16 protein-coding genes are annotated in these 25,287 nt (G+C 44.3%); 6 read left to right on the forward strand and 10 right to left on the reverse strand.

What is annotated here, in order from left to right; genetic code table 11:
* Positions 1 to 19: 19 nt before the first annotated feature.
* From H6F74_RS15775 to pbpC, 5 genes are all read right to left on the reverse strand, one after another.
* Positions 20 to 1,186 carry a pyridoxal phosphate-dependent aminotransferase gene (locus H6F74_RS15775; RefSeq protein ID WP_190442727.1) on the reverse strand — a complete coding sequence of 389 codons (1,167 nt, stop codon included), beginning with the start codon at positions 1,184 to 1,186 and terminating at the stop codon, positions 20 to 22.
* Positions 1,187 to 1,320: 134 nt separating this feature from the next.
* Positions 1,321 to 2,067, reverse strand: a complete 747-nt coding sequence (locus tag H6F74_RS15780; RefSeq protein ID WP_190442729.1) for a Mut7-C RNAse domain-containing protein — start codon at positions 2,065 to 2,067, stop codon at positions 1,321 to 1,323.
* A 276-nt stretch (positions 2,068 to 2,343) separates the two neighbouring features.
* Positions 2,344 to 3,066: a pentapeptide repeat-containing protein gene (locus H6F74_RS15785; protein ID WP_190442731.1), complete on the reverse strand. Its 723-nt coding sequence runs from the start codon at positions 3,064 to 3,066 to the stop codon at positions 2,344 to 2,346.
* A 140-nt stretch (positions 3,067 to 3,206) separates the two neighbouring features.
* A complete protein-coding gene (locus H6F74_RS15790; RefSeq protein WP_190442733.1) occupies positions 3,207 to 5,621 on the reverse strand; it encodes a glycoside hydrolase family 15 protein in 2,415 nt (804 codons plus the stop codon).
* A gap of 356 nt (positions 5,622 to 5,977) precedes the next feature.
* Positions 5,978 to 8,317 (reverse strand): penicillin-binding protein 1C, encoded by a 2,340-nt coding sequence (pbpC, locus tag H6F74_RS15795; protein ID WP_190442735.1) that lies wholly within the window; start codon positions 8,315 to 8,317, stop codon positions 5,978 to 5,980.
* Positions 8,318 to 8,587: 270 nt separating this feature from the next.
* Between pbpC and H6F74_RS15800 the strand changes: the two genes are divergently transcribed.
* Complete coding sequence (locus tag H6F74_RS15800) at positions 8,588 to 9,901, forward strand: glycosyltransferase (protein ID WP_190442737.1); 1,314 nt, start codon at positions 8,588 to 8,590, stop codon at positions 9,899 to 9,901.
* Here the strand turns inward: H6F74_RS15800 and H6F74_RS30570 are convergent.
* On the reverse strand, positions 9,898 to 10,023 hold the full coding sequence (locus H6F74_RS30570; protein ID WP_277875804.1) for a hypothetical protein: 126 nt from the start codon (positions 10,021 to 10,023) through the stop codon (positions 9,898 to 9,900). The genes H6F74_RS15800 and H6F74_RS30570 overlap by 4 nt on opposite strands.
* A gap of 55 nt (positions 10,024 to 10,078) precedes the next feature.
* Here H6F74_RS30570 and H6F74_RS15805 point away from each other — a divergent pair, with 55 nt between their 5' ends.
* From H6F74_RS15805 to H6F74_RS15825, 5 genes are all read left to right on the forward strand, one after another.
* The gene (locus tag H6F74_RS15805; protein ID WP_190442739.1) at positions 10,079 to 10,303 is read left to right on the forward strand and encodes an AbrB/MazE/SpoVT family DNA-binding domain-containing protein; all 225 of its coding nucleotides are present in this window, start codon (positions 10,079 to 10,081) and stop codon (positions 10,301 to 10,303) included.
* 1 nt (position 10,304) lies between these two features.
* Entirely contained in the window at positions 10,305 to 10,691 is a 387-nt protein-coding gene (locus H6F74_RS15810) for a type II toxin-antitoxin system death-on-curing family toxin (RefSeq protein ID WP_190442741.1), read from the forward strand.
* A 231-nt stretch (positions 10,692 to 10,922) separates the two neighbouring features.
* On the forward strand, positions 10,923 to 16,658 hold the full coding sequence (locus H6F74_RS15815) for an alpha-2-macroglobulin (protein ID WP_190442743.1): 5,736 nt from the start codon (positions 10,923 to 10,925) through the stop codon (positions 16,656 to 16,658).
* 157 nt (positions 16,659 to 16,815) lie between these two features.
* Positions 16,816 to 17,496, forward strand: a complete 681-nt coding sequence (locus tag H6F74_RS15820) for a hypothetical protein (protein ID WP_190442745.1) — start codon at positions 16,816 to 16,818, stop codon at positions 17,494 to 17,496.
* Positions 17,497 to 17,799: 303 nt separating this feature from the next.
* Positions 17,800 to 20,745: an EAL domain-containing protein gene (locus tag H6F74_RS15825; RefSeq protein ID WP_190442747.1), complete on the forward strand. Its 2,946-nt coding sequence runs from the start codon at positions 17,800 to 17,802 to the stop codon at positions 20,743 to 20,745.
* A gap of 209 nt (positions 20,746 to 20,954) precedes the next feature.
* Here the strand turns inward: H6F74_RS15825 and H6F74_RS15830 are convergent, their stop codons facing one another.
* The 4 genes from H6F74_RS15830 to H6F74_RS15845 form a co-directional block, all read right to left on the reverse strand.
* Positions 20,955 to 22,127, reverse strand: a complete 1,173-nt coding sequence (locus H6F74_RS15830) for a patatin-like phospholipase family protein (RefSeq protein WP_190442749.1) — start codon at positions 22,125 to 22,127, stop codon at positions 20,955 to 20,957.
* A 79-nt stretch (positions 22,128 to 22,206) separates the two neighbouring features.
* Positions 22,207 to 22,572: a dihydroneopterin aldolase gene (folB, locus tag H6F74_RS15835; RefSeq protein ID WP_190442751.1), complete on the reverse strand. Its 366-nt coding sequence runs from the start codon at positions 22,570 to 22,572 to the stop codon at positions 22,207 to 22,209.
* 35 nt (positions 22,573 to 22,607) lie between these two features.
* Positions 22,608 to 23,540: a bestrophin family ion channel gene (locus H6F74_RS15840; RefSeq protein ID WP_190442753.1), complete on the reverse strand. Its 933-nt coding sequence runs from the start codon at positions 23,538 to 23,540 to the stop codon at positions 22,608 to 22,610.
* A gap of 185 nt (positions 23,541 to 23,725) precedes the next feature.
* A complete protein-coding gene (locus H6F74_RS15845; RefSeq protein ID WP_190442755.1) occupies positions 23,726 to 25,033 on the reverse strand; it encodes a glutamate-5-semialdehyde dehydrogenase in 1,308 nt (435 codons plus the stop codon).
* Positions 25,034 to 25,287 lie beyond the last annotated feature (254 nt).

The raw sequence follows: 25,287 nt of genomic DNA on the forward strand, positions 1-25,287 counted from the left end.
GGGAACGAGGAAGGTTACATCAAGCCGCTAAAATTGTCTTCAAACCGCGCACTAATCGCTCAATACCTTCTGCTGCTGTATCTTGTTGCAATGCACCGTAGGCGACGCGCAAGTAACAACCGTCCTCCATACCAAAGGTTGTACCGGGAATGACAGCTACACCATGTTCGCGGATTAGTCTTTCTACCAGCTCCATTGCGTGCAGATTAGCATGAATTTTCAACAGAAAATAGAATGCTCCGTCTGCGGGGGGAACTGTACAAATATCTTGTATGCTGTTAAGTTTTTCTAGTAGGAGTTGACGCACGGATGCGATCGCGCTAATTTTTTCTTGACAGTAAGCAACTCCTGTTTGCAATGCTCCTAATGCTGCATACTCCGAGATGACTGGTGGACAAATTAGAATCGTATCTTGGACTTTCTTTACCGATACTAGCAGATGTTCTGGAATTACCATATATCCGATACGCCAAGAAGCAAAACCGTAGGCTTTTGAGAGGGTATAAAGTGAAATTGTATAATCGGTATTAGCAGAAATTGAGCCTGGAGAAAAGTGTTTTACGTTATTGTAAGTAAAATATTCATAGGCTTCATCGCTAATATGATAAATTGCGCGATCGCGACATATTTGATTAACTTGGCGCAAGGCTTCTGGCGAGTAGACTGCGCCTGTGGGATTATTAGGTGAAATCGTGACGACAGCACGAGTTTTATTTGTAATTGCAGATGCGATCGCATCTGGACGCAGTTGATAATTTTCGTCAGTAGCAACGAGTACCGGACGGCAACTCGACATGGTAATTGCCATTTCGTGATTGAAATAATAAGGCGTTTGGATAATAATTTCGTCCCCTGGAGAAGTGATGGCAAGAATCGCATTCATAAATGCCATGTTGCTTCCAGCAGAGACAACAATGCAATTTTTTCTGTTATCGATATTATTCTCGGCTTTCAGTTTTGCCGCAATTACATCTAGCAAAGGTGGAATACCTTCTACTGCTTTGTACTTGTGATTTTCTGGTTCAGCTAGAAATTGCGAAATCTGTGCAATCGCCTCTTTTGGCGGATTGTAATATACCACGCCTTGACCCAAGGAAATCGTCCCCGGATGGTTGCGGATTAGTTCTCCGACGACGGGAATTATTGGCGATTGTACCGCCTGCATACGAGAATTTAAGGTTGACATTAAGGAATGGATTGGTAGCTAGGGGCTGGGAACAAAAACAGGGCTGGGAATAGGTGATTAGGGATTAGGGTAGGGCGAGAAGCCAGGGTTATATTCTTCTCTTCCCCAGTCCCTAGTCCCCAATCCCCAGTCCCTCATCCTGAAGAAAGCACTCCTTCTATAAATTGCTGCATTCGTTCATAATGCGCCCCTTTCCAATAAATCTGGCTGCATTCAGTACAGCGATGAAATTCATTAATTTGCAAGGCGGTATTGTGTGGTAATTGATCAATGATGGTTTCCTTAGCTACGGGTTTTAATAATCCATTGCAACGCAGACATCTTTGCAATGGCAAAACTCGTTCAAATAAGTTAAAGCGTCGCAGGACTTCCACAATTTGTCGCTCTGGGTTAGTTTCTCTGACATAATATCCATATATTACTAGACTACGCATTAATAGACCTTTATCGCGAGTCAAGAGAATTCGTTCTTCAGCAGATGAAATTTTGGCTAATTCTTCGTCGTCGTAATCGTTGCGGTAAAGGGTATCAAACCCTAACATTCGTAAAGATGTTGCCAGCTTACCTAAATGTATATCTAAAACAAAGCGAAAAACATTTAGCAGTTGAGGTCGCACGAGAGAGATTATTGCTGCGTTTTCATTGGCAGCGGAAACCGGATAGACTTGGATGCGATCGCTATCAGCTACAATATAAGAAAAATCTACAGATTTCCCATTAACTAAAATCAAGTCAACTTCCGGATGGGGTACACCCAGAGATTCAATCGTATCCTTAATCGATGCCCGTTCTTCAAAAAGATGAGTAATTGTTACTTGCCTTTTTTTAGGCGGCAAGAAATCATTCAGTTCTGCATAAAAGCGAAAATCTGCTTTAGCCATATTGAGAAATAAATAAACTTCTGTTTCTCTCAATTTTTTCTTATAATAGTCGTTGCAGGAGTTGTAAATCTTTCCGTTTGTAGCGTCTCGTTACGAGAGCAACTTGCCGGATGCTATAACCAGAAAAATTTTAACACTCCCTTGGATTTGCTAACCTCAAGTATCCTTTCCTCCTGCCTTTTTTAATGGTGGAAGCGACAGCATTGCAATTCCTGCGGTGAACGCGCCACAAGTCGCCCTCAAACTAATACCAACACGTATCCATACTACTCAAATTCAGTCATTAGATAGGGTTGCTGTTGCCAAATCAGCTTCAATTAACTTGGCACCACTTAAGTTAGCACCACTCAGGTTAGTTCCAGTTAAATCAGCGCCTCTTAAGTCTGCCAATTCTAGATTTGCTCCCCTTAAGTCGGCTTCGCTGAGATTAGCCTCACTCAAGAAAGCCTTAGTCAAATTTGCCCCTCTTAAATCTGCCAGCCGCAGGTTAGCTTTAGCCAGGTTCGTTCTAGCCAAGTTAGCTGTACCCAGGTTGGCTTCGGTCAAGTTGGCTTCAATCAAATCTGCATCACTTAAGTTGGCTTTACTTAAATTGGCTCCACTCAGGTTTGCTAAACTCAGTTTTGCCCAGCTCAGGTTAACTTCACTAAGTAAACACTCGCCAAGCTTAGCGCACCTCAAGTTAGCATTGATAAAATGCCTTTCTCCTGCTGCATAACGTCGCCTTAAGTCATCAGCACTCAATCTGCTTGTATGGGCGATTTTGGCACCATTGTAACACCATCGCGCCCCTAACAATTCAGCAGCCGTATTAACCGCTATTTCATCGCTTTTACTTACCAAAACCCCATTACAACCATCCCACTCCCCGCCAATTATAAAAGCAATGTCTTGGGCAGCAAATGAGGAGTCAAATAAGAGAACATCTTGCTTGCTCCGACCTTCAAAACTATTGAAGTTAGTTGGAAAATTTAATATTTTTTGTATTAATTTTTTCATGTCGTACTTTTCTCACTGTCATTGAAGTAAAAACGCCTGAGGACTAAGGGCGAAAAACCTGTGGGCTATAATTGCCTTAAAATAAACTTTGAATAGCCTAGCAAACGCAAATATATTTAGACATCAATCAACAGGCGTATTTATCTTCGGGAAGAAACCGGGGAGAGGGTTTCATTCCAATTGCTGCCTCCGTTGTTATCCCAATTGTTCCCATCAGTGAAAGCAAAATTTAAAGCGGTTCCACTCACTGGTATAGAAATTGTGGTTTCCCAAAAGCCATCATTTCGCTTAAGCATCGGCTTATCAGTGACGCTTTGCCAATTGTCGTGTCCCCAGCGTAAATTTAACTGTTCAGAACTCGCCAAAAAACCTTTGTAGTAAATCGTTAAAGCTTTCCCTGGTTGCACAGAAGCTTGGTTATAATCAACCGTTTTATCCTCATGCGGCTTGTATGAATTGCTCACATAGCGCTGATAGACAATCTCCGGCATATCCATTACTTTGCCACTATAATTCGATGCCAACAGCGTGATGTATTCCCCCATCGACCAGGAAAGCGGTGTCATTGATTTCGTTGGAGTTCCTGGCGTAAAACCAGAGGGTGCGTTTAAATCCCACACTTGTTCAGGAATCATGTAAGAACTGTTAGCAAACGCACGCATTGTTGCCAAATAAGAGTCAGCATTTCCACCGCTGGCAATGACAAAATGACCGCGTTCTCCGGTGAGAATAGGCCACAAACGCCCGATACCAGCACCAGTATAATCAGCGCCAGTTGATGTTTCACCATAACCATCATGATTGTAGCGAAACCATCCGTCTCCTTTAGCGGGAATTGTTTGTTTAATGGTCGAGTCAATTGCAGCAATCGACGATAGTATATAAGGATTATTTCCAGGTTTTACCCCATGACGCACCAGTTCTAAAAAGCTGCTGTCAACGATAGAACGCTCATCATAAGAACCGCCACCGTTGCTTATATTTAAAATGTGTCCGTCGTTAGGATTCCCGTTATCATCAATCCGTTCAAAATATTTGCCATTGCCGATAGAACCGCTAGTCGTGAACGTCCAATTTTCCACCATGCTTTGCCAGTAATCTGCTTTCGCGAGATAGTTAGTTTCGCTAGTTGTATCGCCGTTGACTTTAGCAATGTCTGCGGCACAGACTAAAGCTGCAATTTCAGATGCAATAGTTCCTGGTGAATAACCTGCATTTTCTTCCCAACGCTCTTGTTGAGTCCAAGGCCCGTTTTTTACAATATAATCAGCAGCAGGTTTGATATGATTTGTATAAGTTGTTGCATCGTTACGACCGAGTTTCCACGCCAAAATAATTGGAAAAGCTGTCTCATCCATTTGAATTCCTGTCCAATAAGGCGTACCATCTACAAAAGCATTCTGAAGAAAATGTCCGTCGGGTTGTTGCATGGTAGTTAACAACCAGTCGAGGGCTTTAGAAGCAGTAGCCGAGTCACCCGCTACAATTAAGGCACTAGCTGTTTTATACAAGTCACGAGGCCAAACTAGATGGTAGCCGCCTTGCATTTCTATCCCTAGCGGATTGCAGATTGAGTAGTTAGAATTGCCCCAAGGATTGCCTAAACCTGCAACCATAGCACCAGAGGTTTTGTCAGTAGCTGCCTTTAGTGCCATTGCAGCCACGTAATATTGAGTATCAGCGGTGCCGCCAAAGTTGTTTAAATTATTAGTGTAGCTGTTCCATTGTGCGTTGTAAGCGGACAGCATATTAAGAACATTCTCGTTCAGAGTTTCTGCTGCCACTTTTTTAGCGTTGGTTTCGTTGTTGCCAAAGCCGAGAACTAAGTTAAAGGTGACTGATTTCTGGTTAGCATAATGACTTAAATCAAACATCGCCATTTGTGCAATGTTTCCATTAGTTGCTGATTTATAAGTCCAGTTCATCGTATTATCAATTTTCCCACCTTTCAAGTCTTGCCAGCCGTCGCTGTGTCCGACGAAGCCAGAGGAAATCATGCCTTTTTTGAAATTCAGAGAACTTGCTAGTGCTGATGCCATACCATTAGTTGAATTTTTAGCAATTAGCATCCTAATACCGTTGTAGGTGGTGTTGTAACCCGTGGTAGATTTTCCATCGTTGCCAATTGCTGGATGGTACAAAGTATAAAGCTTAAAATTATCTAACTTTCCCTTCAAAGCAGTGAAAGTCACCTGCTGAATTAATGTATTTCGGTTGGGGTCGGTGAATATGGTTTTTTTAATTTGATATTTACCATTTTTGGCTTTGTTGGTGATATTCCAAGAAAGCGATCGCGTATTATTTAAATTAACCTGACTGGTAGTATCCTGCTTCTCTTCATCAACCCAACTGTTAGCAGCATCCCCCACTAAAAACTGCCAGTCTACCGTAGCCGCCTTATCAACAGAAGGGTAAAATACCTCACCAATAATGCCATTAAAACCAGTGAACCACACTTGGCTAGTAGGATTTTGGGCAGTACCAAGAAAGGTAAGGGTTGAAGGCGACCAAATCGGACAAGCACCCGGATAACCAAAAGCTTCATCTTTGGTCATAGCAACCGAAAATAAAACTTTATTTAATATAACCATCATCAACGCAATGACTATGATGGCACTTGCAACCCAATTAAACTTCTTCAAAGACTTTCTCGCACCAGATAACAGATGTGATTTAATCTTACACCGTTATAAACAACTAGATGGTAGGGCAGAAAGTCTGTCTACAAACGAAAAACTATTTTACAATCTATTTAAGATTGCTATATATAGCAATTCAAGGGTTGGGTGCGATACATATTTAGGGACATGGTAATGCCATGTCCCTAGCAAGGTGGGGAGAACATCAGAACCGCGATATATTCCGCCCAACTGAGAAACGCTATACACTAATATTTATTAAATCAAAAAGTCTAATGTGACAACACCGGAGGCTTAGCAATAGAGAAACCCCGACGTGTTTGCCTATACTCAGCCAACTGAACTTGAAAGCTTACCTTATCCATCATTTCACCGCTTTTAGCTTGCAAAGTCCACTTACCAGGACGAAGCTGCCAAAATAGAGAATTGGACGACTGCGTAGCTAACTTTTCCCCATTCAACCACCACTCTACAGGCTGCGTAGGCATTGCCGCCAACCTAAACTCCAACCGTTGCTTTCCTCCTCCCTCTGCGTCCTCTGCGCCTCGGCGGTTCGTTTCTTCACCTGGATGCAACAGGAAAAAATCGCCATTGTGAGGAGACAAAATCTTCAGACTACTAGAAGTAAAACTCGGTTGATCCTGTCTTGCCAACCACTCATCATACTCTAAAGGTAAGTTAACAGTGTGTGACTGACGCTCATAATTGCTAATATCTTCTGTAAACAAATATTCTTGCACTACCGAGGGACAATCTGGCGTAGGCTTCAACCCAGAAATTGCACAGATAGGACGTTGCACGAGGTTTTCTGGAAGCGGAAAAGCGGCGGGTTCTTGATGTGAGTGCAGGTGTAACATAATTCGATTCCATAGAGGTGCTGCACCTGTCACTCCAGAAACTTGTCGCATCGGTTCGCCATTGAAATTGCCTACCCAAGTTGCAACAGTATAATCGGTAGTAAAACCCACAGTCCAAGTATCTCTAAAATCGGAAGAAGTGCCAGTTTTAACTGCCGCTGGAAACGGTAAAGCTAGTACAGATTCTACACCAAAAGCTGTAGCACGAGCATAGCGATCGCTTAATATATCAGTAATTAATTCCCATTCCGATTTTCGATTTTGAAATCCCTCCTTTTGCAGATTTCCCGCTTGATAAAATGTAGTTACAAGCGGTGTCGCTTCTCCAAGTCTTGCTAAGGTGACATAAGCCCTCGCCAACTCCCATAAACTAACTTCACCGCTACCTAAAATTAATCCCAAACCGTAATATTCTGGCGACTGAGTTAAATGCTCAAATCCCAATTGATGCAGACGATTAAGAAAATTTTGTACGCCTATCTTTTCTAACACCCGCACCGCTGGAACATTTAGAGAATTTGCCAAAGCTAGGCGCACCCGCACTGGCCCTAGAAAGGTTTCATCGTAATCGGTAGGACTATACAGTTTTGCGCCGGGAATAGCGTAATGAGTCGGCACATCAGCTAAAATTGTATTAGGGCTAATGGTACGATTTTCTAAAGCTAATTCGTATAGAAAAGGTTTGAGAGTTGAACCCGGTTGACGTAATGCCTGAACTCCATCATTGCGTCCCAATGATTCTTCATTAAAATAATCGGGAGAACCGACATAAGCCAAAACTTCTCCAGTGTGGTTGTTAATTACTAAAGCAGCCGCATGATGAACATTATTTGGAGTGAGGGTGCGAATTACCTGCTGAACTTGTGCTTCCACAAATTGCTGTAAGGGACGATCTATAGTGGTGCGAATTTGAGAATAATTCTGCTGAGGTAATTGACTGGCTGCCCAGAATAAAAAGTGAGGTGCGGCAATAATTCCCTGTTGTCGAGGTGCTAGGGAAATTTCTTCTTTATATGCTCGTTCTGCTTGATTAGGTGTGATATAATTGTCTTCAACCATGCGATTTAAGACATAAATTTGCCGCTTTTTTAAGCGTTTCCAATGGTCGTAGGGATTGAAGTAGGTGGGATTATTAGGAACGGCTGCGAGAAGACTAGCTTGGGCAAGATTAAGATCGCTTGCAGGAATATCGAAATAGTTGCGGGAAGCAGCTTCTAAACCATAAATATTTCCTCCCATTGGCAGGCGGTTGATGTAAGCAGCGAGAATTTCATCTTTATTCATGCCAGCTGCTAGTCGCCAAGATAGCCAAATTTCACGCATTTTGCCTGGCAAAGTGCGGGGAACAGGATCTAACATCCGGGCTAGTTGCATAGTAATAGTGGAAGCACCGGACGTAATTCTTCTCGCCTGAATTGCATCTTTAAGCGATCGCGCTACAGCCTTCATATCCAACGCCCCGTGATGATAAAATTGTTTATCCTCGGCAGCTAAAATAGCGTTGATAAACTGGGGCGAAACTTGATTGAGCGGCACAACAGCAGTATGCTCTTGATCGCGGGTGAGTAACGTGCCGAGAGGAAGTCCATTGCGATCGCTAAATTCTATCGCTTGCGTGTCCTGGGCAATATCTTTAACGCGAACAGGTGCCAGATAAGGAAGCGATCGCACTGTCAAACACAGCAACACTAAAGCTAACAATACGCGAAATTTCTTGTTTATACGCCAAATCAACCAATTTTTGGGTTGTCTCATCACATAACCCCACTAAAACAAAGACTTACCATTACTTCATTGTGGCGATCGCCTTTACCGGATGAGGGTGTTTTTAGGGGAAGTGCGATCGCATCTTCCCTATAAGCGCTTGAAACTGGCAGATGGTACGCTTCCACCTCAAGACAATGATGGGTAATTCTTCCTAATCACCCAATAGAGTCCACCAATCGGGTGAAGAAAGTACCCTTAAACCGCCGTAGTTTTGTAGTAATACAAGTAACTCATCTATAAAAAGATACGGTAGCCATTATGAAGATTGTTCTACACACTTATGGTTCCCTAGGCGACCTGCATCCTTATATAGCGATCGCCCTAGAATTAAAGGCACGCGGACATCAAGCGGTAATTGCTACATCTGGGTTCTACCGTAACAAAATTGAAGCTGCTGGTATTGAGTTCCACCCAGTCCGTCCCGATTTTCCCACAGACGTTGAACAGCAACGAGAAGTTTTGCGTCTGTTCATGGACAAGCAAAATGGCACAGAATACGTCTTTCGCCAAGCACTCTTACCGTATCTCCAAGAAACTTATGAGGATATGATGTCGGCAGTGCGTGGTGCTGACCTGCTAGTGACGCACCCTATCAGCTTCGCCGGATCGCTTGTTGTTGAGAAAACAGGAATTCGTTGGGTTTCCAGTGTGCTTTCTCCAATGTCGTTGCTCTCCGCCTACGATCCCCCAGTGGTGGCTACTTTGCCCAGTTGGCTGAATCTACGCTTGCTTGGCCTTGGCGTCAATAAAGCGTTCATCCGCCTCGCCAAAAATCGTTTGAGTTCGTGGGGCGAACCCATCCGGCAGTTACGGGCGCAGCTTGGTTTATCTCCCCTTGCCAATCCAATGGTTGAAGGGATGCACTCCCCTGACTTAGTGCTGGCTTTATTCTCTAGCGTTCTGGCAAGTCCCCAACCCGACTGGCCAAAACAGACTTGCGTCACCGGATTTACTTTCTACGATCGCAATGGCAATACTGGTCTATGTCCAGAACTGTCCTCATTTCTGGATGCGGGAGAGCCGCCAATTGTCTTTACTTTGGGAAGTTCCGGGGTGTGGGTTGCTGACGACTTTTACCTTGAAAGTGCTAAAGCTGCTTTAAACTTGGGCTGTCGGGCTGTATTGCTGGTTGGGAACGATAGCCGCGCCCTGCCAAAAGAGTTGCAATCTAAGGATATTGCTGTTTTTGACTACGCTCCCTACTCGGAACTGTTTGACCGGGCTGCTGCTATTGTGCATCAAGGAGGCGTAGGCACAACTGCACAGGTGTTGCGTTCCGGTCGCCCGATGTTGGTGGTACCCTTTAGTCACGACCAACCAGACAATGCAGCACGCATTACTCGTTTAGGAGTAGGACGTACAGTTGATCGCGATCTCTACACAGCTTCTCTTGCGGCTAAGGAACTCGATTGCCTATTGCGCGAACCTCGCTACCAGGCTAAAGCCTCAGAAGTTGGCACTAAGGTACGGGCAGAAAATGGAGTCAAGGTTGCCTGCGATGCGATCGAAGCACAATTGAAAAAAGACAAGAACGCTACCAGCCTTCAAGGTGCCATCGCGTCGCCTGTTTAACTATTTTGTGGAGAGTGCGATCGCGTCTTTAGAAGATTGGAGCGATTTTTGATGGACGCGATCGCACCTCTTGCATCAGTAAAATTTGCCAAAACCTTAATAACGAAACAAGGGGATGACATTCTAGAGTTTTATGTTATAACATATGTAGTTACTATCCAATTAAGAGGTGATAGTATGCATACTCTAAAGATTCGACGGATTGGCAATTCTTTGGGAGCAACGTTCCCTAAAGAAGTATTGCAGAAGCTGAATGTCAGTGAGGGAGACAGCATTTTCCTGACAGAAACTCCAAATGGAGTTCAAATAACTGCTTACGATCCTGACTTTGAAGCCGCGATGCAGGCTTTTGCAGAAACCCGCAAAAACTACCGTAATGCCCTTCGTGAATTAGCTAAATAGGATGGAACCCAGATGGGTGCCTGAGGCAGCAGTAAGCGCCATTCATGAAGAGCTAATTGCAGAACATGGGGGGAGGTCTGGATTAAGAGATGCGGGGTTACTTTCAGCGAGTTTAGCCAGACCTCGCCACTTATTCTCTTACAGTGAAAATGCAACTCTGTTTGATCTGGCAGCAGCCTACGGCTACGCTTTGGCAAAAAATCATAGTTTCGTTGATGGCAACAAGCGCGTTGCCCTTGCTGTCATCGACGTTTTTTTACGATTGAATGGCTATAAGTTAGTAGCACCAGAACCAGAAGCAGTAGTAATAATGATTAATCTTGTGGATGGTTTGGAAGATCAAGAGAGCCTAGCCGCTTGGATTGCTGAAAACTCTCAAGAACTCTAAATCCTCAACCGTGCAGTAAATGGGAACCAAGGAAGGATGCGACCGCACTTTTCGGCGCATCAGTACCTAGATAAGGAATTTGGAGGATGGGTTACTGTTTGGATCTTAGCTAAGCGAGAGTAGTATCAATCTCCCATAAAGTAAAGATTTTAGTCTTTAATTGTTAAGCTCCCCGGAAGGCTGACAGATTGAGATGTAGAAGATTGATTAGTAAGTCAGTCGGCAGTTGTCATGCAAAATATCGGCATTTTTAGAACTTGGGCGCAGTTTTTATTCGTCCTCATACTTACATTAGGCATGGCTGGATGCGGCGTGATTAATCTCTCTGGAAATGAGCCACTTCCAGCCGTTCCATCTTTACCCACTCCGCAATTACCAGATTGGATTGAGCAAATTAGTCCGACTGGGGAAGCTGAACCTCTAAGCCAAATCTTGATCCGGTTTAAAGAGGCTGTAATTCCAGTTGAGAGTCTTGATAGTCCAAATCAGCAGGAAAAACTGCAAAAATTTGAAATTATACCGCCTTTGCCGGGGCAATTTCGATTTTTGACACCACGAATGGTGGGATTTCAGGCAGATAAAGCACTGCCAAAAGCAACGCGAGTCAAAGTCACCCTGAAGGCAGGTTTAGCGGATCTAAAAAATCATCGTCTGGATAAAGATTTGGCTTGGACTTTCAATACTGAAACAATTAAACTAACTAATTTACCTAACACTAATAGTGAAAATTCCGATAATCAAGCCATTGATTTAAAACCAACCCTGAAATTTAACTCAAATGTGGAATTGGATCTTGCTTCAATACAAGAACATTCGCAGCTAATTCCAGAAGGGAAGAATAAGGGCGTGCGGCTCAAAGTTGACTTGGAAAAAGATGCAACTCCAGCGGATAATGAGCAGCCGCAGGATAAATCTGACCCTTCAAATCCCACCTGGACGTATACTTTAGTACCGCAACAAACTCTCTTAAAGGCAACTCGTTACCGTTTACAGTTTTCTCCTGGTTTGCGTCCGGCGCGTGGTAATTTGCTTACTGAAATGCCAATTATCAGTAAAGTGGCAACCTACTCGCCGCTGAAATTTCAAAAAATCCAATATTACGGACAGCCGGATGCAGGCGGAACCTACGGGCGGTTTGTGAAAGGTAGCCCACAACTGCAATTTAATAACGGCATTCTTGCAGATTCAGCTATAGATAATATTACCATAAATCCTGCACCAAAACAAGCTCCTAAACTGGTTCAAGCAGTGGATGGGGATAGTTTGGTTAGTCTCAATCCTTGGGCATTGGAACCTGCTACGAATTATACAATTACCATTGGTGCCATCAAAGATAAGTTCGGGCAAACCTTGGATAAACCAGTCACTGTGCAATACGAACCAGGCGATGTAGCTGGGGATATTTGGGTGCCTTCCAGTTTGAATATTTTTCCCGCAGGTAAAGATTTAGAACTGAATATTTCTACAACAAATTTACCGGAATCGAAGTATAAAGCAGCTTATCGAGTAGTTCAGCCAACAGAGTTGGTTTATAGCGATTCTGCTTATCCGAGAGGAGACGGAAACGATTTATTGCCTAATCCCAACTCTTGGCAAAGCTTCAAGGTATCGGGTAAGAAAAATCAGTCTATTGATGTTACTGTTCCTTTGCGAGAAAAATTGGGTAACGCTACGGGAATGTTAGCTTATGGCGTTCAGGCGCGAACCAATCGCTACTTAGAAAATAATAAGCAGCAATGGCGCGAATCGACGAATTATGGAATGGTGCAATTAACTAATTTGGGTGTATTTACACAGTGGTTTCCAGAGTCAGGTTTAGTTAGAGTGCATCATCTTTCTGATGGTTCTCCTGTAGTAGCTGCACGCCTTGAGATTTATGAATCAAAGTTGGAAGCAAAATCTCGTCCTCAACCTACGGCTTGTGCAACTGGCGAAACCGATCAAAATGGTACGCTGTTGTTAAATCGTCAGAATTTGCAGCAGTGTTTGGGTGGAAATTCTGGCTTTGAGAAAGCACCGAGATTGTTAGTAATTGCTCGTGAAAATCAAGATTGGGCATTTACCCGAACGGAGGAATATAGCGGTGCTTATGGCTATGGTGTTGATTCTGGCTGGGATGATGGGAAGCCACAATCGCGGGGGGTAATTTTCTCAGATAGACAGCTTTATAAACCTGGAGAAAAGGCGGCATTTACTGGTTTTGCTTACTATTTAGAAAATGGCAGTATCAAGCAGGACAAAAATGCTAGTTACAAAGTAACGGTGTTAAATCCAGATGGTCAAAAGACAGATTTAGGCACTCAAAGCACAAATGAATTTGGCACGTTTTCCCTAGAATTGCCGTTGCGAAATAATCAGCCTCTAGGCTATTATTCCATTCAAGCTAAAGGTAAAAATGGTAGAGAAATTTCTGGCGACTTTCGGGTTGCTGAATTCAAACCGCCCAATTTTAAGGTTGAGCTAAATTTAGACAAAGAATTTGCTATAGGTGAGCAACAAGTTGAGGCAAAAGCTGCTAGTAATTATCTGTTTGGTTCGCCTGTAGAAGGAGGAAAAGCTCAATATTATGTCACTAGGTCACAAATTGATTTTATCCCGAAAGGTTGGGAGCAATTCTCTTTTGGGCGTAAGTGGTTTTGGCCAGAGGAAAGTCCTACTATCGCCAGCGATGTGCTGCAATCAAATCAGGCGTTAGATGGTGGCGGGAAGAGTAGCCAAATTGTCAAAATTGCTAAGGATTTGCCTTACCCGATGACTTATCGGGTGGATGTGCAAGTTGCGGATGTTTCTAATCTGTCTGTCTCTGATTCTAAAACGTTTACGGTATTGCCAAGTCATCGCTTAATCGGACTTTCCACCAATTTCGTCGCTGATGCTCTTCAACCTTTCCCCGTCCAGGTTATCGTCACCGATGCTACCGGAAAAGCGATCGCAGGTCAACGGGTGCGCGTCCAACTACAACAGATAAAGTACAGCAGCGTCACGCGAGTAGTGGAAGGCAGCAATACTGCTAAAAATCAGGTTGAATATAAGACGGTAGGAGAAGTAGAGGTAAAATCGGGAAATAGTCCTCAATCTGTATCGCTGACTCCGACAGAATCGGGTTCTTATCGGATTCGCGCTAACTTTGTTGATTCTAAAGACGAAGCAACCGCTACAGATTTGCAGATTTGGGCAACTGGCGAGAACGCGGTAAACTGGGGAGAGAGAGAAAGCGATCGCTTAGATGTAAAACTCGACAAAGACACCTACAAACTCGGTGAAATTGCCACAGCTTTAATCCAGTCTCCCTATCCGGAAGCAGAATTATACTTTGCAGTTGTCCGCGACAAACCTCTTTATAAAACAATTACCAAAGTTAAAGGTGGTGCGCCGCAAATTAAATTCCAAGTGACACCAGAAATGCTGCCAAATGCAGCAGTAGAGGCTGTCTTGGTTCGACAAGGCGCTAATATAAATCAGGTGGATTTGGGAAATCTGAAAAACCTGATGCGAATTGGTTTTGCACCTTTCAAAACCAACTTGGACGACAAGTATTTAAAAATTGTCGAGACGGTGAATGCACCATCTTTACAACCCGGTGCAGAACAAACAGTACAACTAGAATTGAAGGATGCTACCGGAAACCCAGTAAAAGGACAATTTACTGTCATGGCGGTGAATGAGGCGGTGTTGCAATTGAGTGGATACCGTCCGCCGGATTTGGTAAAAACCGTTTATGCAGAGCAGTCTATTTCTACTCGCTTCAGCGATAATCGTCAGAATGTAGTAGTACAACCCAATCAATTAGCTAAACCCAAAGGCTGGGGTTATGGCGGGGGACAATCAGCAGTCGCAGCAAGTACGCGCATCCGCAAGGATTTTCAAGCTTTAGCTTACTACAATAGCGTTGTCACAGACGAGAGTGGACGAGCTAGCGTGACTTTTAAGTTACCAGATGACTTGACGACTTGGCGGGTGATGGCTGTTGCTACTGATGGAAATTTGCGCTTTGGGAACGCTGAGACGACGTTTATCACAACGAAACCGTTGCTGTCTAATCCTATATTGCCGCAGTTTGCGCGTCCAGGCGATCGCTTGGAAGTTGGTTTATCTGTCACTAATAACACCCAACAAACAGGAAATTTGGCGATTAACGGTGTTGTCGGTGGTTCCTTACAGTTTGCAGACAATCATCGGGGGATACAAACCACAGCAGAATCTGGAACTCGCGCCTATCGCTTTCCTATAGTTGCAGGTAGTGCAGGCGAATCTCAGGTGAAGTTTACCACGCAGTTGAACGGTATATCTGATGCTTTTGAAGTGCCTTTGCAGGTGAAGCCGTTAGAAATTACTGAACAGGTTGTAGAATCGGGAACGATCCCCCCGAACCCTCCTTCAAAAAGAGGGGGAGAGGTGAAGATTCCTGTGAATGTTGATAAAAATGTTGTTCCTGATGCGGGAGGTTTGGAGATTTCCCTAGCTAGTACGCTGATACCGGAAATTACCGCACCAGCGAAACAAGTTTTGCAGGATGAACAATTACCTTTCTTGGAACCTGCGGCGAGTCAGTTAGCGATCGCATCCAGCTTACAATCTCTTTCTGAAAAATATGGGAATTTCAAACAGTTTAACCCAAGCCAGCAAGCAGAAGAGGCTGTCTTAAAGTTGCAAAAACTCCAGCAGGCTGATGGTGGTTTTGCTGCTTTCCCCGGACAAGAGAAATCAGATCCTTTTGTGACTCCCTACGCCGCACAAGCTTTGGCTAAAGCATCTCAAGCAGGATTGACGGTAGATTCTCGAATGATCTCTCGGCTAAAATCCTACTTAAAGAAAATCCTAGCAGCTCCCGGTCAAAATGATTTTTGCTCTCAAGAATGCAAAAATCAGTTGCGACTAAAAGCACTGATAGGATTATCAGAACTGGGAGAAAAACGCAATGACTTTTTAGCAGATATCTATGCACAACGCAGTCAATTTGATTTAGTTACTCAGATTAAACTGGCGCGTTACTTATCTGGGTTTCCAGAGTGGCAAGAAGAATCGCAAACCCTCTGGAATCAATTGCAGCAGAATATCTATCAAACAGGTCGTACAGCTACAATAAATCTTCCCCAAGGCTTATCGTGGCTAAGTTCGCCAACAACTGCACAAGCTGAAGCTTTGCGTCTTGCTATTTCTCAAAAGAGTAACCCTGAAACTTTGGATCGCCTAGTGCAAAGTCTCCTGGGACTGCGGCGCGATGGCACTTGGCCGAATATTTATGATAACGCCCAAGCATTGACAGCTTTGGTGGAATACACTCAACTCCAGCCAACACCGCCTAATTTTGCCGCCACTGTGAAACTAGCTTCGCAAAATTTAGGTTCAGCTCAGTTTAAAGGTTACACCAACCCCAGCCAGGATATCAAAGTGCCAATGGCACAGTTACCGCGATCGCGTCACGACCTGATTCTGCAAAAATCCGGTCAGGGTACGCTACACTACCTCGTTGCTTATCGCTATCGCTTACAGGGAAATCAACCGGGGAGATTCAACGGTTTGCGAGTGGTGCGGGAAATTCGTCGGGTTAGCCAAGAAAAAATCTTGCAAAAACAAGGTCTTTATGGTAAAGATGAGCCGTTGACTGTGGAAGCGGGACAGGTGTTTGATATCGGTTTGGAGATTATCGCCGATCGTCCTGTGGATCGGGTTGTGATTACCGATCATCTCCCGGCGGGGTTTGAGGCGGTGGATGCCAGTTTCCAGACTAGCGGTGTCAACGTGCGATCGCAGTCCGATAACTTTGCCTTCAAGACGATTTATAGCGATCGCATTGTCGCTTATAGCGATCGCCTTGAACCTGGAGTTTACAACCTGCACTACCTCGTCCGTTCCGTCACCCCAGGCACTTTCCTCTGGCCCGGTGCAGAAGTTCATCTGCAATATGCTCCCGAAGAGTTTGGACGCACTGCTTCTTCTACATTGAAGGTGTCACAACCGAAGTAACAACGCAAAAGCAACGTGTAGAGACGTTGCTTTTGCCTATTTTTGCCTTTTGCCTTTTGGTTTGGTTGCGATCGCCCATAGCCGTGCAAATATTATGATTATTTGCCACAACGGCAATTATTGCGATATCAAGACCTAAGTATATTCAATAAGCAACATGGCTGGAAAACCCGTAAATAGTAGTGCAGGTGGTTGCCTGGTTGTCCTTTTGCCAATTGCCTTTGGAATTGCCTTTCTGTTTGTAGCATGGCCTGTGCTGTTAGCACTGCTGTTGCTGGGAATTATTTTGAGGCTTTGGCAAAACTATCAATGGCAAAAGTGGAGTCAGCAAGTAAATCCTTTTTTTCATCAGCTGATCCAAGAAACTCAAGGGCGCGTTACCGCACTTGACTTGGCAATGAAAGCAAATCTGCCTGCATCAGCAGCGCAACGGTACTTAGAGACAAAATCTCAGGAATTCGGCGCTCGCGCCCTTGACTATCAAGACCAAGGCACAGTTTATTACTTTGTTACCGCTAGCACTCTAGGCACCATATTTGACGATAGTGAAGAGTACAGCCTAGATGATGATAGCGATGATGCCTCAGAAGACGAAACAACCTCACTAGATGAGCAGCCAAGCACGCGCTTACAAGACAAACAAACCACTGAAAAACAAACAAGCTCTAAAGGTATCATCCAATCCGAACTGGCAAGGCGGCTTGATGTTCACTCCAGCACTGTTTACAAACGTAGAAGTGAGCCATACTTTTCCGATTGGAGCAAGAGCCGAGATCCAGAAGGAATTGCCTGGAAATACTCCTCTAAAAGTAGGCTGTTTTTTCCCATAGAATCCTAGCCAAAAGAAAATAAATCAGCCAATAGGAAGAAGGTAAAAATACTTATTTTTGCCTTCTTCACTTCCAGAAACAGCCCAGGTATTATTTTGCCTGCAAAATATGATAATAATAATAACTTTGTTATTTTGCCTTGCCTTCACACGAGCAATCGTAGCTTCATACAAACAATATATCAATCCTGTAAAAGATTGAGAATAGTTAAGAAATAACAAGAATATTAAAAATTAATAAAAATAGTAAAATATTAGTTATAAAACGGTTTTGCAGCCTATATATACCCATGCTTAAATGAGTATTTATAAATGATAAAACCACAACTAGCTAGTAATCGAAAAGTTAAACTAGAGACAAATCACCAACCTCGTATCATTGATGCCAATATGACCCTAGTGCCGCGCCAGTTCAGCCCAAAACAGGCAGAGGCACTGCAAAGTTTAGCACGCCAGATCGTTGCCCAACAAGAATTACGCCGCGATTTGGCTCGTTTGACCTATGCCCCAGGACGCCAAGAAGTAGAAAAATTAGGGCGTTTCTTCACGCTTTCTGAGGAGCGCCTGCGCCTACTAGAGTCAGCAGTGGTCAACGCTAATGATGGGATTGTGATTACCGAAGCCGAACCGATTGAGGCGCCGCTTGGCCCTAAGATTGTCTATGTCAATGAAGCCTTTACCAGGATGACAGGTTATAGCCTGGAAGAGGTTGTTGGCAGGACTCCCCGGTTTTTGCAAGGGCCCAAGACCGAGCGATCGCAATTAGACAAAATACGTCAGGCTATTTCGCGCTGGGAGTCAGTCAGAGCCGAGTTAATCAATTACCACAAAGACGGTTCGCAATTTTGGGTAGAGCTGAATATCGTGCCACTGGCAGATAGTAGCGGTTGGTTCACCCATATGCTGGCAGTGCAACGCGATATCACTGAACGCAAAGCCGCTGAAGAAGAACTAAGATCCCATGCGCGTGCCTCAGCAGTGATAGCGCAACTCGGTCAACGGGCGCTTTCTGGCACCAGTCTTGACAAGCTGATGGATGAAGCCATCACCATTGTTGCCCAAACCTTGGAAGTGAAGTATTGCATGGTTTTGGAACTGATGCCTGGGGGTAATGCTTTCTTTCTCAGAGCGGGTGTCGGTTGGCAGGAAGGGTTTGTCGGGTCTGCGAAAGTAGGCGCTCACGACCGTTCCCAAGCCGGATATACACTGCTGACAGGGAAGCCAACGATTGTCGAAGACCTCCGCATCGAAACGCGCTTTTCTGGAACACCATTGCTGCACAACCACCGGGTCATCAGCGGCATGAGTGTGATTATTCATGGTCAGGGCGAACCTTTTGGGGTGTTGAGCGTTCACACGACGACTCACCGAAAGTTTACTGAAGATGAGGTACATTTCTTGCAAGCTGTGGCGAATGTTTTGGCGGCAGCTCAGGAGCGCCAGCAAGCAGAAGAGGCGCTGCGGGAAAGTGAGGAGCGCTATGCACTGGCGGTTCGTGGCAGCAATGAGGGACTGTGGGACTGGAACCTGAAAACAGAAACAATCTATTTTTCACCCCGCTGGAAATCCATGCTGGGGTGCCAAGACGACGAAATTAGCGACAGTTCTCAAGAATGGTTTAACCGAGTGCATCCGGAGGACTTTTATCGCGTCAAAGCAACACTGGACGCGCATCTGGAAGGGTTGACTCAGCACTTCGAGAAAGAGTATCGGATGTTGCATAAAGATGGAACTTACCGCTGGATGATCTGTCGGGGATTGGCTATTCGAGATGCCGATGGGAAAGCGTATCGGATGGCCGGATCGCAAACTGATATTACAGACCGGAAGGTGGCTGAGGAACAGTTGATTTATGATGCGTTTCACGATCCGCTGACTGGTTTGCCAAATCGAGCATTGTTTATGGATCGACTGGGACAAGCGATCGCGCGATCTAGAAGACAGCCAGAGTATCAGTTTGCAGTTTTATTTCTGGATCTGGATCGGTTTAAAGTAGTCAATGACAGCCTGGGTCATGTTACGGGCGATTCTCTGCTAATTGCGATCGCAAATCGTCTGCAAATTTGTCTGCGAGAAGGCGATACGGTGGCGCGGCTTGGGGGCGATGAATTTGTCCTGTTGTTAGAGGATGTTTGCGATCTCAGCTTTCCGATTGCGATCGCCCAACACATCCAAGAGGAACTGCGGACACCTTTTAATCTAGATAGACACGAGGTAGTTATTACCGCCAGCATTGGCATTACTCTGAGTGGCGGACAGATGAGCGATGGCTCATCCGGCATCCAGAATGTATGTCCCTATCCTGGAGACATTCTGCGCGACGCTGATATCGCCTTGTATCGCGCCAAAGCTCTTGGCAAAGCCCGCTACGAGGTGTTTACTACCGCTATGCACGCCCATGCTGTGGCTCGCTTGCATTTAGAAAATGACCTCAGACGCGCCCTTCCAGAAAATTCTGAATCCTCAATTAATAATTCTCCATTAACTCAAAATTCAAAAAACCAAGCTAATAAATCAAAACTCTTGCTGCACTACCAGCCAATTGTCTCCTTAGCCACTGGCAAACTTGCTGGCTTTGAGGCATTGGTGCGGTTGTCTCACCCGATGCGCGGCTTGGTTTCTCCAATTGAATTTATCCCCGTTGCAGAAGAAACTGGTTTAATTGTGCCTATGGGAATCTGGATTTTGCGGGAAGCTTGTCGTCAGATGCGCCTCTGGCAACAAGAATTTCCTGACTTAGCGCCCTTAACGATGAGCGTCAATTTATCCGGCAAACAGTTTTCCCAACCCGATTTAACTGAACAAATTAAGCAAATTCTTGAGGAAACCGAGTTACCAGCGCACTGTCTGAAACTGGAGATTACTGAAACTGTGGTGATGGAAAATGCCGCCGCTGCTACGGCGATGCTTCAGCAATTAAGTAACTCTGGAATTCGGTTAAGTATTGATGATTTTGGCACAGGATATTCTTCTTTAAGCTACCTGCACCGTTTTCCCCTCAATACGCTAAAAATTGACCGTTCCTTTGTTAAGGGTATGCGGGGAGAAGGGGAAGATTCCGAAATTGTAAAAACAATTCTTACCCTGGCTCACAATCTAGGACTGGATGCGATCGCAGAAGGGATAGAAACGGCGGATCAGCTGGAGAAATTGCGATCGCTAAACTGCGAATTCGGGCAAGGATACTTTTTCTCTAAGCCACTTGATAGCAATGCGGCTGGTTTATTCATTGCCGCAAATTTTGATAATAATTATTAATTTGATATTTCTCGTTTCAGTTAGAGGCTGTCCCAGAAGTCTCAAAAGTTAGTTTGATCCCCCCCAGTCCCCGCGCTAGAGAAAAGGGGGGAGAATCAAGTCTTAGTCCCCCTTGAGAAGGGGGATGCAAGGGGGATCTCCACCCTTGAAGCGTCTCAATTATTACTTTTCAAACTTCCTCTCAGAGACTAGAAACGAGAAATATCAACTTAATATTTCAATAAACTCATCAACGCTTCTTGCACTGGTCGTTGACTGATGTAAACCCTTGCAGCTTCAACCAGATTTGCAATATTCACCGGACTAGCATCATCTATATCGTCACTCAAGCGTTTTCCGGTCAATTTGCTATCTAATCTAAATTGCAAACGCAAGTAACGATTATCCTGAATAATCTGCTTAGCGATGTAATTATTAATGTCAGATGAGGCATCAAAAATTACATCAAGAATTGGTAACGCCCATTGTGTTGCACCCCATTGTTGGGCAGATTCTAGGGGAATTTCACGGGTAAGACTTCCTGTACCCACCGAGAGGACAGAAAGATCCTTGGGTTCATAGCCAAGTCGCAATGCTTCAGCGATCGCGCAAGCTGTCGGATTATTTGCGCCTACACCGCCGTCAATAACTGAATATACCTTCGTCACTCGGTATATAGAAGTAGTGTCAGGCACCACCGCCCAAGGTTCATCAACTATCGCCTGATGAATTGTCCCTCTGTACCCGATGATAGTACGAGTTTGTCCCCTTCCCGTACCACTGACGATCTCAATAAGCATTTGATTGTAATCACTATTGTCGTCTGCTGCCTCTGGACTCAGCGTTATAGTGTTTATATCTCCACCTTGAGCTTTGCCTTCTTCTTTCCGATCCAATCTGTGTGCAGGAAAAAAGGTAGGCGCAGACGCAGAACAAACACACGCTTCCCACACAGGAAGATCGCCAAAAATTTTGCGCCAGCTTTTAAAAATCAGCGGTTCCCGGCCAATTGTATCGTAGGCAGTAACCAGCAGATTTGTTGAAGTGATATCTGACAGTTTTTTGTATTTGAATTCTTCTTTGAGAACGGCAATTAAACCGTTATCTGAATACTTAGGAGCAGAAATTCCATACTGAAGAACTAATCCCGCCCGTTGCGGCGACCAAATGCTTCTATAGGGAAAGATTCTAGAACCTTTTCTTTGGTATAGTTCCACCATCTGGGAAGGTTGAAGACCTGTGGCAATCCCTGCTGCCAAAACTGCTCCCGTGGAGGTGCCAGCAATTAAGTTGAAATACTGATTTAAAGGTTGGCCGATCATTTTTTCGATTGTTGCCAGCATCGTTGCAGCAATTACGCCTCGAATACCGCCACCGTCAAAGCTTAAAATCCGAAAAGTCACGCTTTTTCTCCCTATGAATAATTTTATTGTTGGTCAGGTTGCTAATAGCTAATAATCATCAACAATGAGCCATTAGCTATTAGACTTCTTCCTTCCTTCTTATCACTTCAAGGGTGATTTTGCCGCCAAAGTCTGGAATTGGTGCGGCGGGTTTGCTGAGTCGAATTTGAACTTGTGTCACTTGCTCTAATTCTAAGATGTTCGATGCGATCGCGCTGATTAATCGTTCCACCAAGGCAAATTTAGACGTTTTCACCAGATGCTTTACTGTTGAAATCACTGTGCGATAATCCAGAGTGTCTTCTATAGCATCGCTTTTTCCCGCTGGTGCCAAATCCAGCCATAAAGTCACGTCCACTTCAAACCATTGTCCCAGTACCTGTTCCTCTGGTAAATAGCCTGTGTAGCCGTAGCAGCGAATTCCTGTTATCTGAATGTTATCCATTGCAATTTTGAGTTTAATTTTTCAGAAGCCAAAATTTATGCTATATCCTTTACAGATACATTCGCACTTAAGACTTCTGCCTCCTGAGGTTTATCAATTAAATCCTCAATATTCTGAATCATTGAGCTACAAATCTCATCTAATGGCAAATCATTAGTATCATGTCCGAAAGGATTCTCTATCTCATTACCGATTTGTTCGATTCCAAACAAAACAAAGCTTAGTAAAATAACGATTATACCTGTCCACCATCCGGATTTTGCAACTAATTGAAAAGGTAACAAAAAGCAATATATTAGCAATAATCGCTTGAGGTAGATAGAATAAGCTAAAGGAATTGGCGTTTTTAAAATGCGTTCACAGCCAGTTAAAGCTTCTACCATTTTATCTAGCAATTCGTTCATAGCAATCAACTGATTGCTACTTAATAAATTTCGGTTATGCTGCTGTTGTAGGTAATCGCCAATCCAAAGAGCAACTTCTAACGGGGGATTGTTCACACTTTTGAGCTTGAGCGATTGGGATGGGGTAATTATATCTTCCAACTCGCTTATCGGTTCTTGGCGCAACTGTAATTTAGTAGTGATCGCAAAAACACCCAATAGGCGCAGCGTTGAATCTTTGTTTTCTTTATCTATCCGTTCTGTAGTAGCGATCGCTACCCGAATCTGACGCGCTAAGTTGCGGACATTCACAACTAAAATACCCCATGATTTCCTACCTTCCCAGAACCTATCGTAAGCCGTGTTTGTCCGAAAAACCAATAATAAACCTAATACCAAGTTGTAGACAACATTAGTAACTAAGCTAGCCAAACTATTCTCTGATACGGGTAATCCCCAATAATAAAATAGAGAAATTAAAAAGCCAAATCCTCCGCACAACAAAACACGAGGAAAAATGATGGGAGCCACTGACCCCCGCAATTGTAAAGCCATTGCAAACCAGTTTAATTCGTCATTAATCATTAATTATTAGCCCTTAGCCATTCTCTCGCTCCCCAGCTAGAACCAGGGAATGCACTCGTAAAGGCTCTGCCTCTGGTTCCGAAATTCTGTAAGTTTAATCGCAAGCTAATAAGGTAGAACTATACGGATTTCTTAGTAGAAAGTCGGCTGATTGGCATTCCCAAGCTCCGCCTGGGAACGAGAGATTACAAATCGCGATGGGTAAAAGGTTTGGCATCTGCACCGCTGTAGGTGGCGGCAATATGCCCATCACCTACAATTTGATATTTGTATGTCACCAATCCTTCTAAACCCACTGGCCCGCGAGGCGGCATTTTTTGAGTGCTAATTCCCACTTCTGCACCGAATCCGTAGCGGAAGCCATCAGAAAAGCGAGTGGAACAGTTGTGGAAGACACCAGCAGCATCAACTTGAGCGAGAAATGTTGCAGCAGCTTCAGAATTTTCGGTCACAATAGCATCTGTATGCTTTGAGCCATAAGTGTTGATGTGGTTAATCGCTTCCTCCAAGGAATGCACAATTTTAATAGAGAGAATTAAATCGCTGTATTCTGTCACCCAGTCTGCTTCTGTCGCAGCTGCAATGTCTAGAATTTCGCAGGTTTTCTCATCTCCCCGCAATTCCACATTTTTTTCTTGCAAAGATTTAGCAACTTTCGGCAAAAATTCGGAAGCGATCGCGTTATGCACCAACAGCGTTTCTAAAGCATTGCAAGCGGCTGGATAGTGGGTTTTGGCATCTACAGTAATGGCCACAGCTTTCTCAATATCAGCAGCTTCATCCACATATACATGACAAATTCCTTCTGCATGGCCTAAGACCGGAATCCGAGTGTTATCCTGCACAAATCGGACAAATGAGTTAGAACCTCTGGGAATAATTAAGTCCACATACTGATCTAACTTCAGCAATTCCAGCGTTTCTTCTCTAGTAGTTAGCAACTGCACAACATCTGGATTAATGCCAGTTTGGGTTAATCCTTGACGAATTGCTTTTACTAAAGCTTCGCAAGAACGCACTGCTTCCTGTCCGCCTTTGAGAATGACACCATTGCCGGATTTAATCGCCAGAGTAGAAATTTGCATGACCGCATCCGGACGCGCTTCAAAAATCACTCCTAGAACACCTAGAGGACAAGTTATGCGCTTGAGAATTAAACCTGTATCTAGTTCCCGATGAATTTGGACTGCGCCGACAGGATCGCTCAAGCGTCCCACATCTCGCACACCCGCGATCGCGCCCTGCAATTTTGTCTCATCCAACTTTAACCGAGCATAAAGCGGTTTAGGAATTCCTGCCGCCTGGGCCGCCTTGCAATCAGCCGCGTTAGCCGCCAAAATTTCAGGTGTTGCGGCTTCAAGCGCGATCGCGATCGCCACGATTGCTTGATTTTTAGCATCGGTTGAGAGAACCGCCAGCTGACGTGCGGCTTCGCGGGTGAGTCGAGCAATGTCGTCAATTATGGATGAAGAAGCAATCTGGGAAGCAGTCATAGTATTGAATCGAGTACCGCCGTGCAAGCCAAAGTCTAGTCAAAAATCTCTGTATACCTTTACTTACATCTTGCCTGACGGCACTTTTAGATGTTGATAATTGGATATAAAAGTTTAATTTTACTACAGGGTGAATTCTGGTCACTGCCACAGTGCAAAATCAATCTTGTTGAAAGTTTGGCTTCCTTAAGTGAATTGCGCTTTAGCCTAGCAACTTTGGTATTCTACCCAAAACCGCTAGTTGTGCTAAGGTG

This window comes from Trichocoleus sp. FACHB-90 (genome assembly GCF_014695505.1).
Classification (GTDB): Bacteria; Cyanobacteriota; Cyanobacteriia; order Cyanobacteriales; family FACHB-T130; genus Funiculus; species Funiculus sociatus.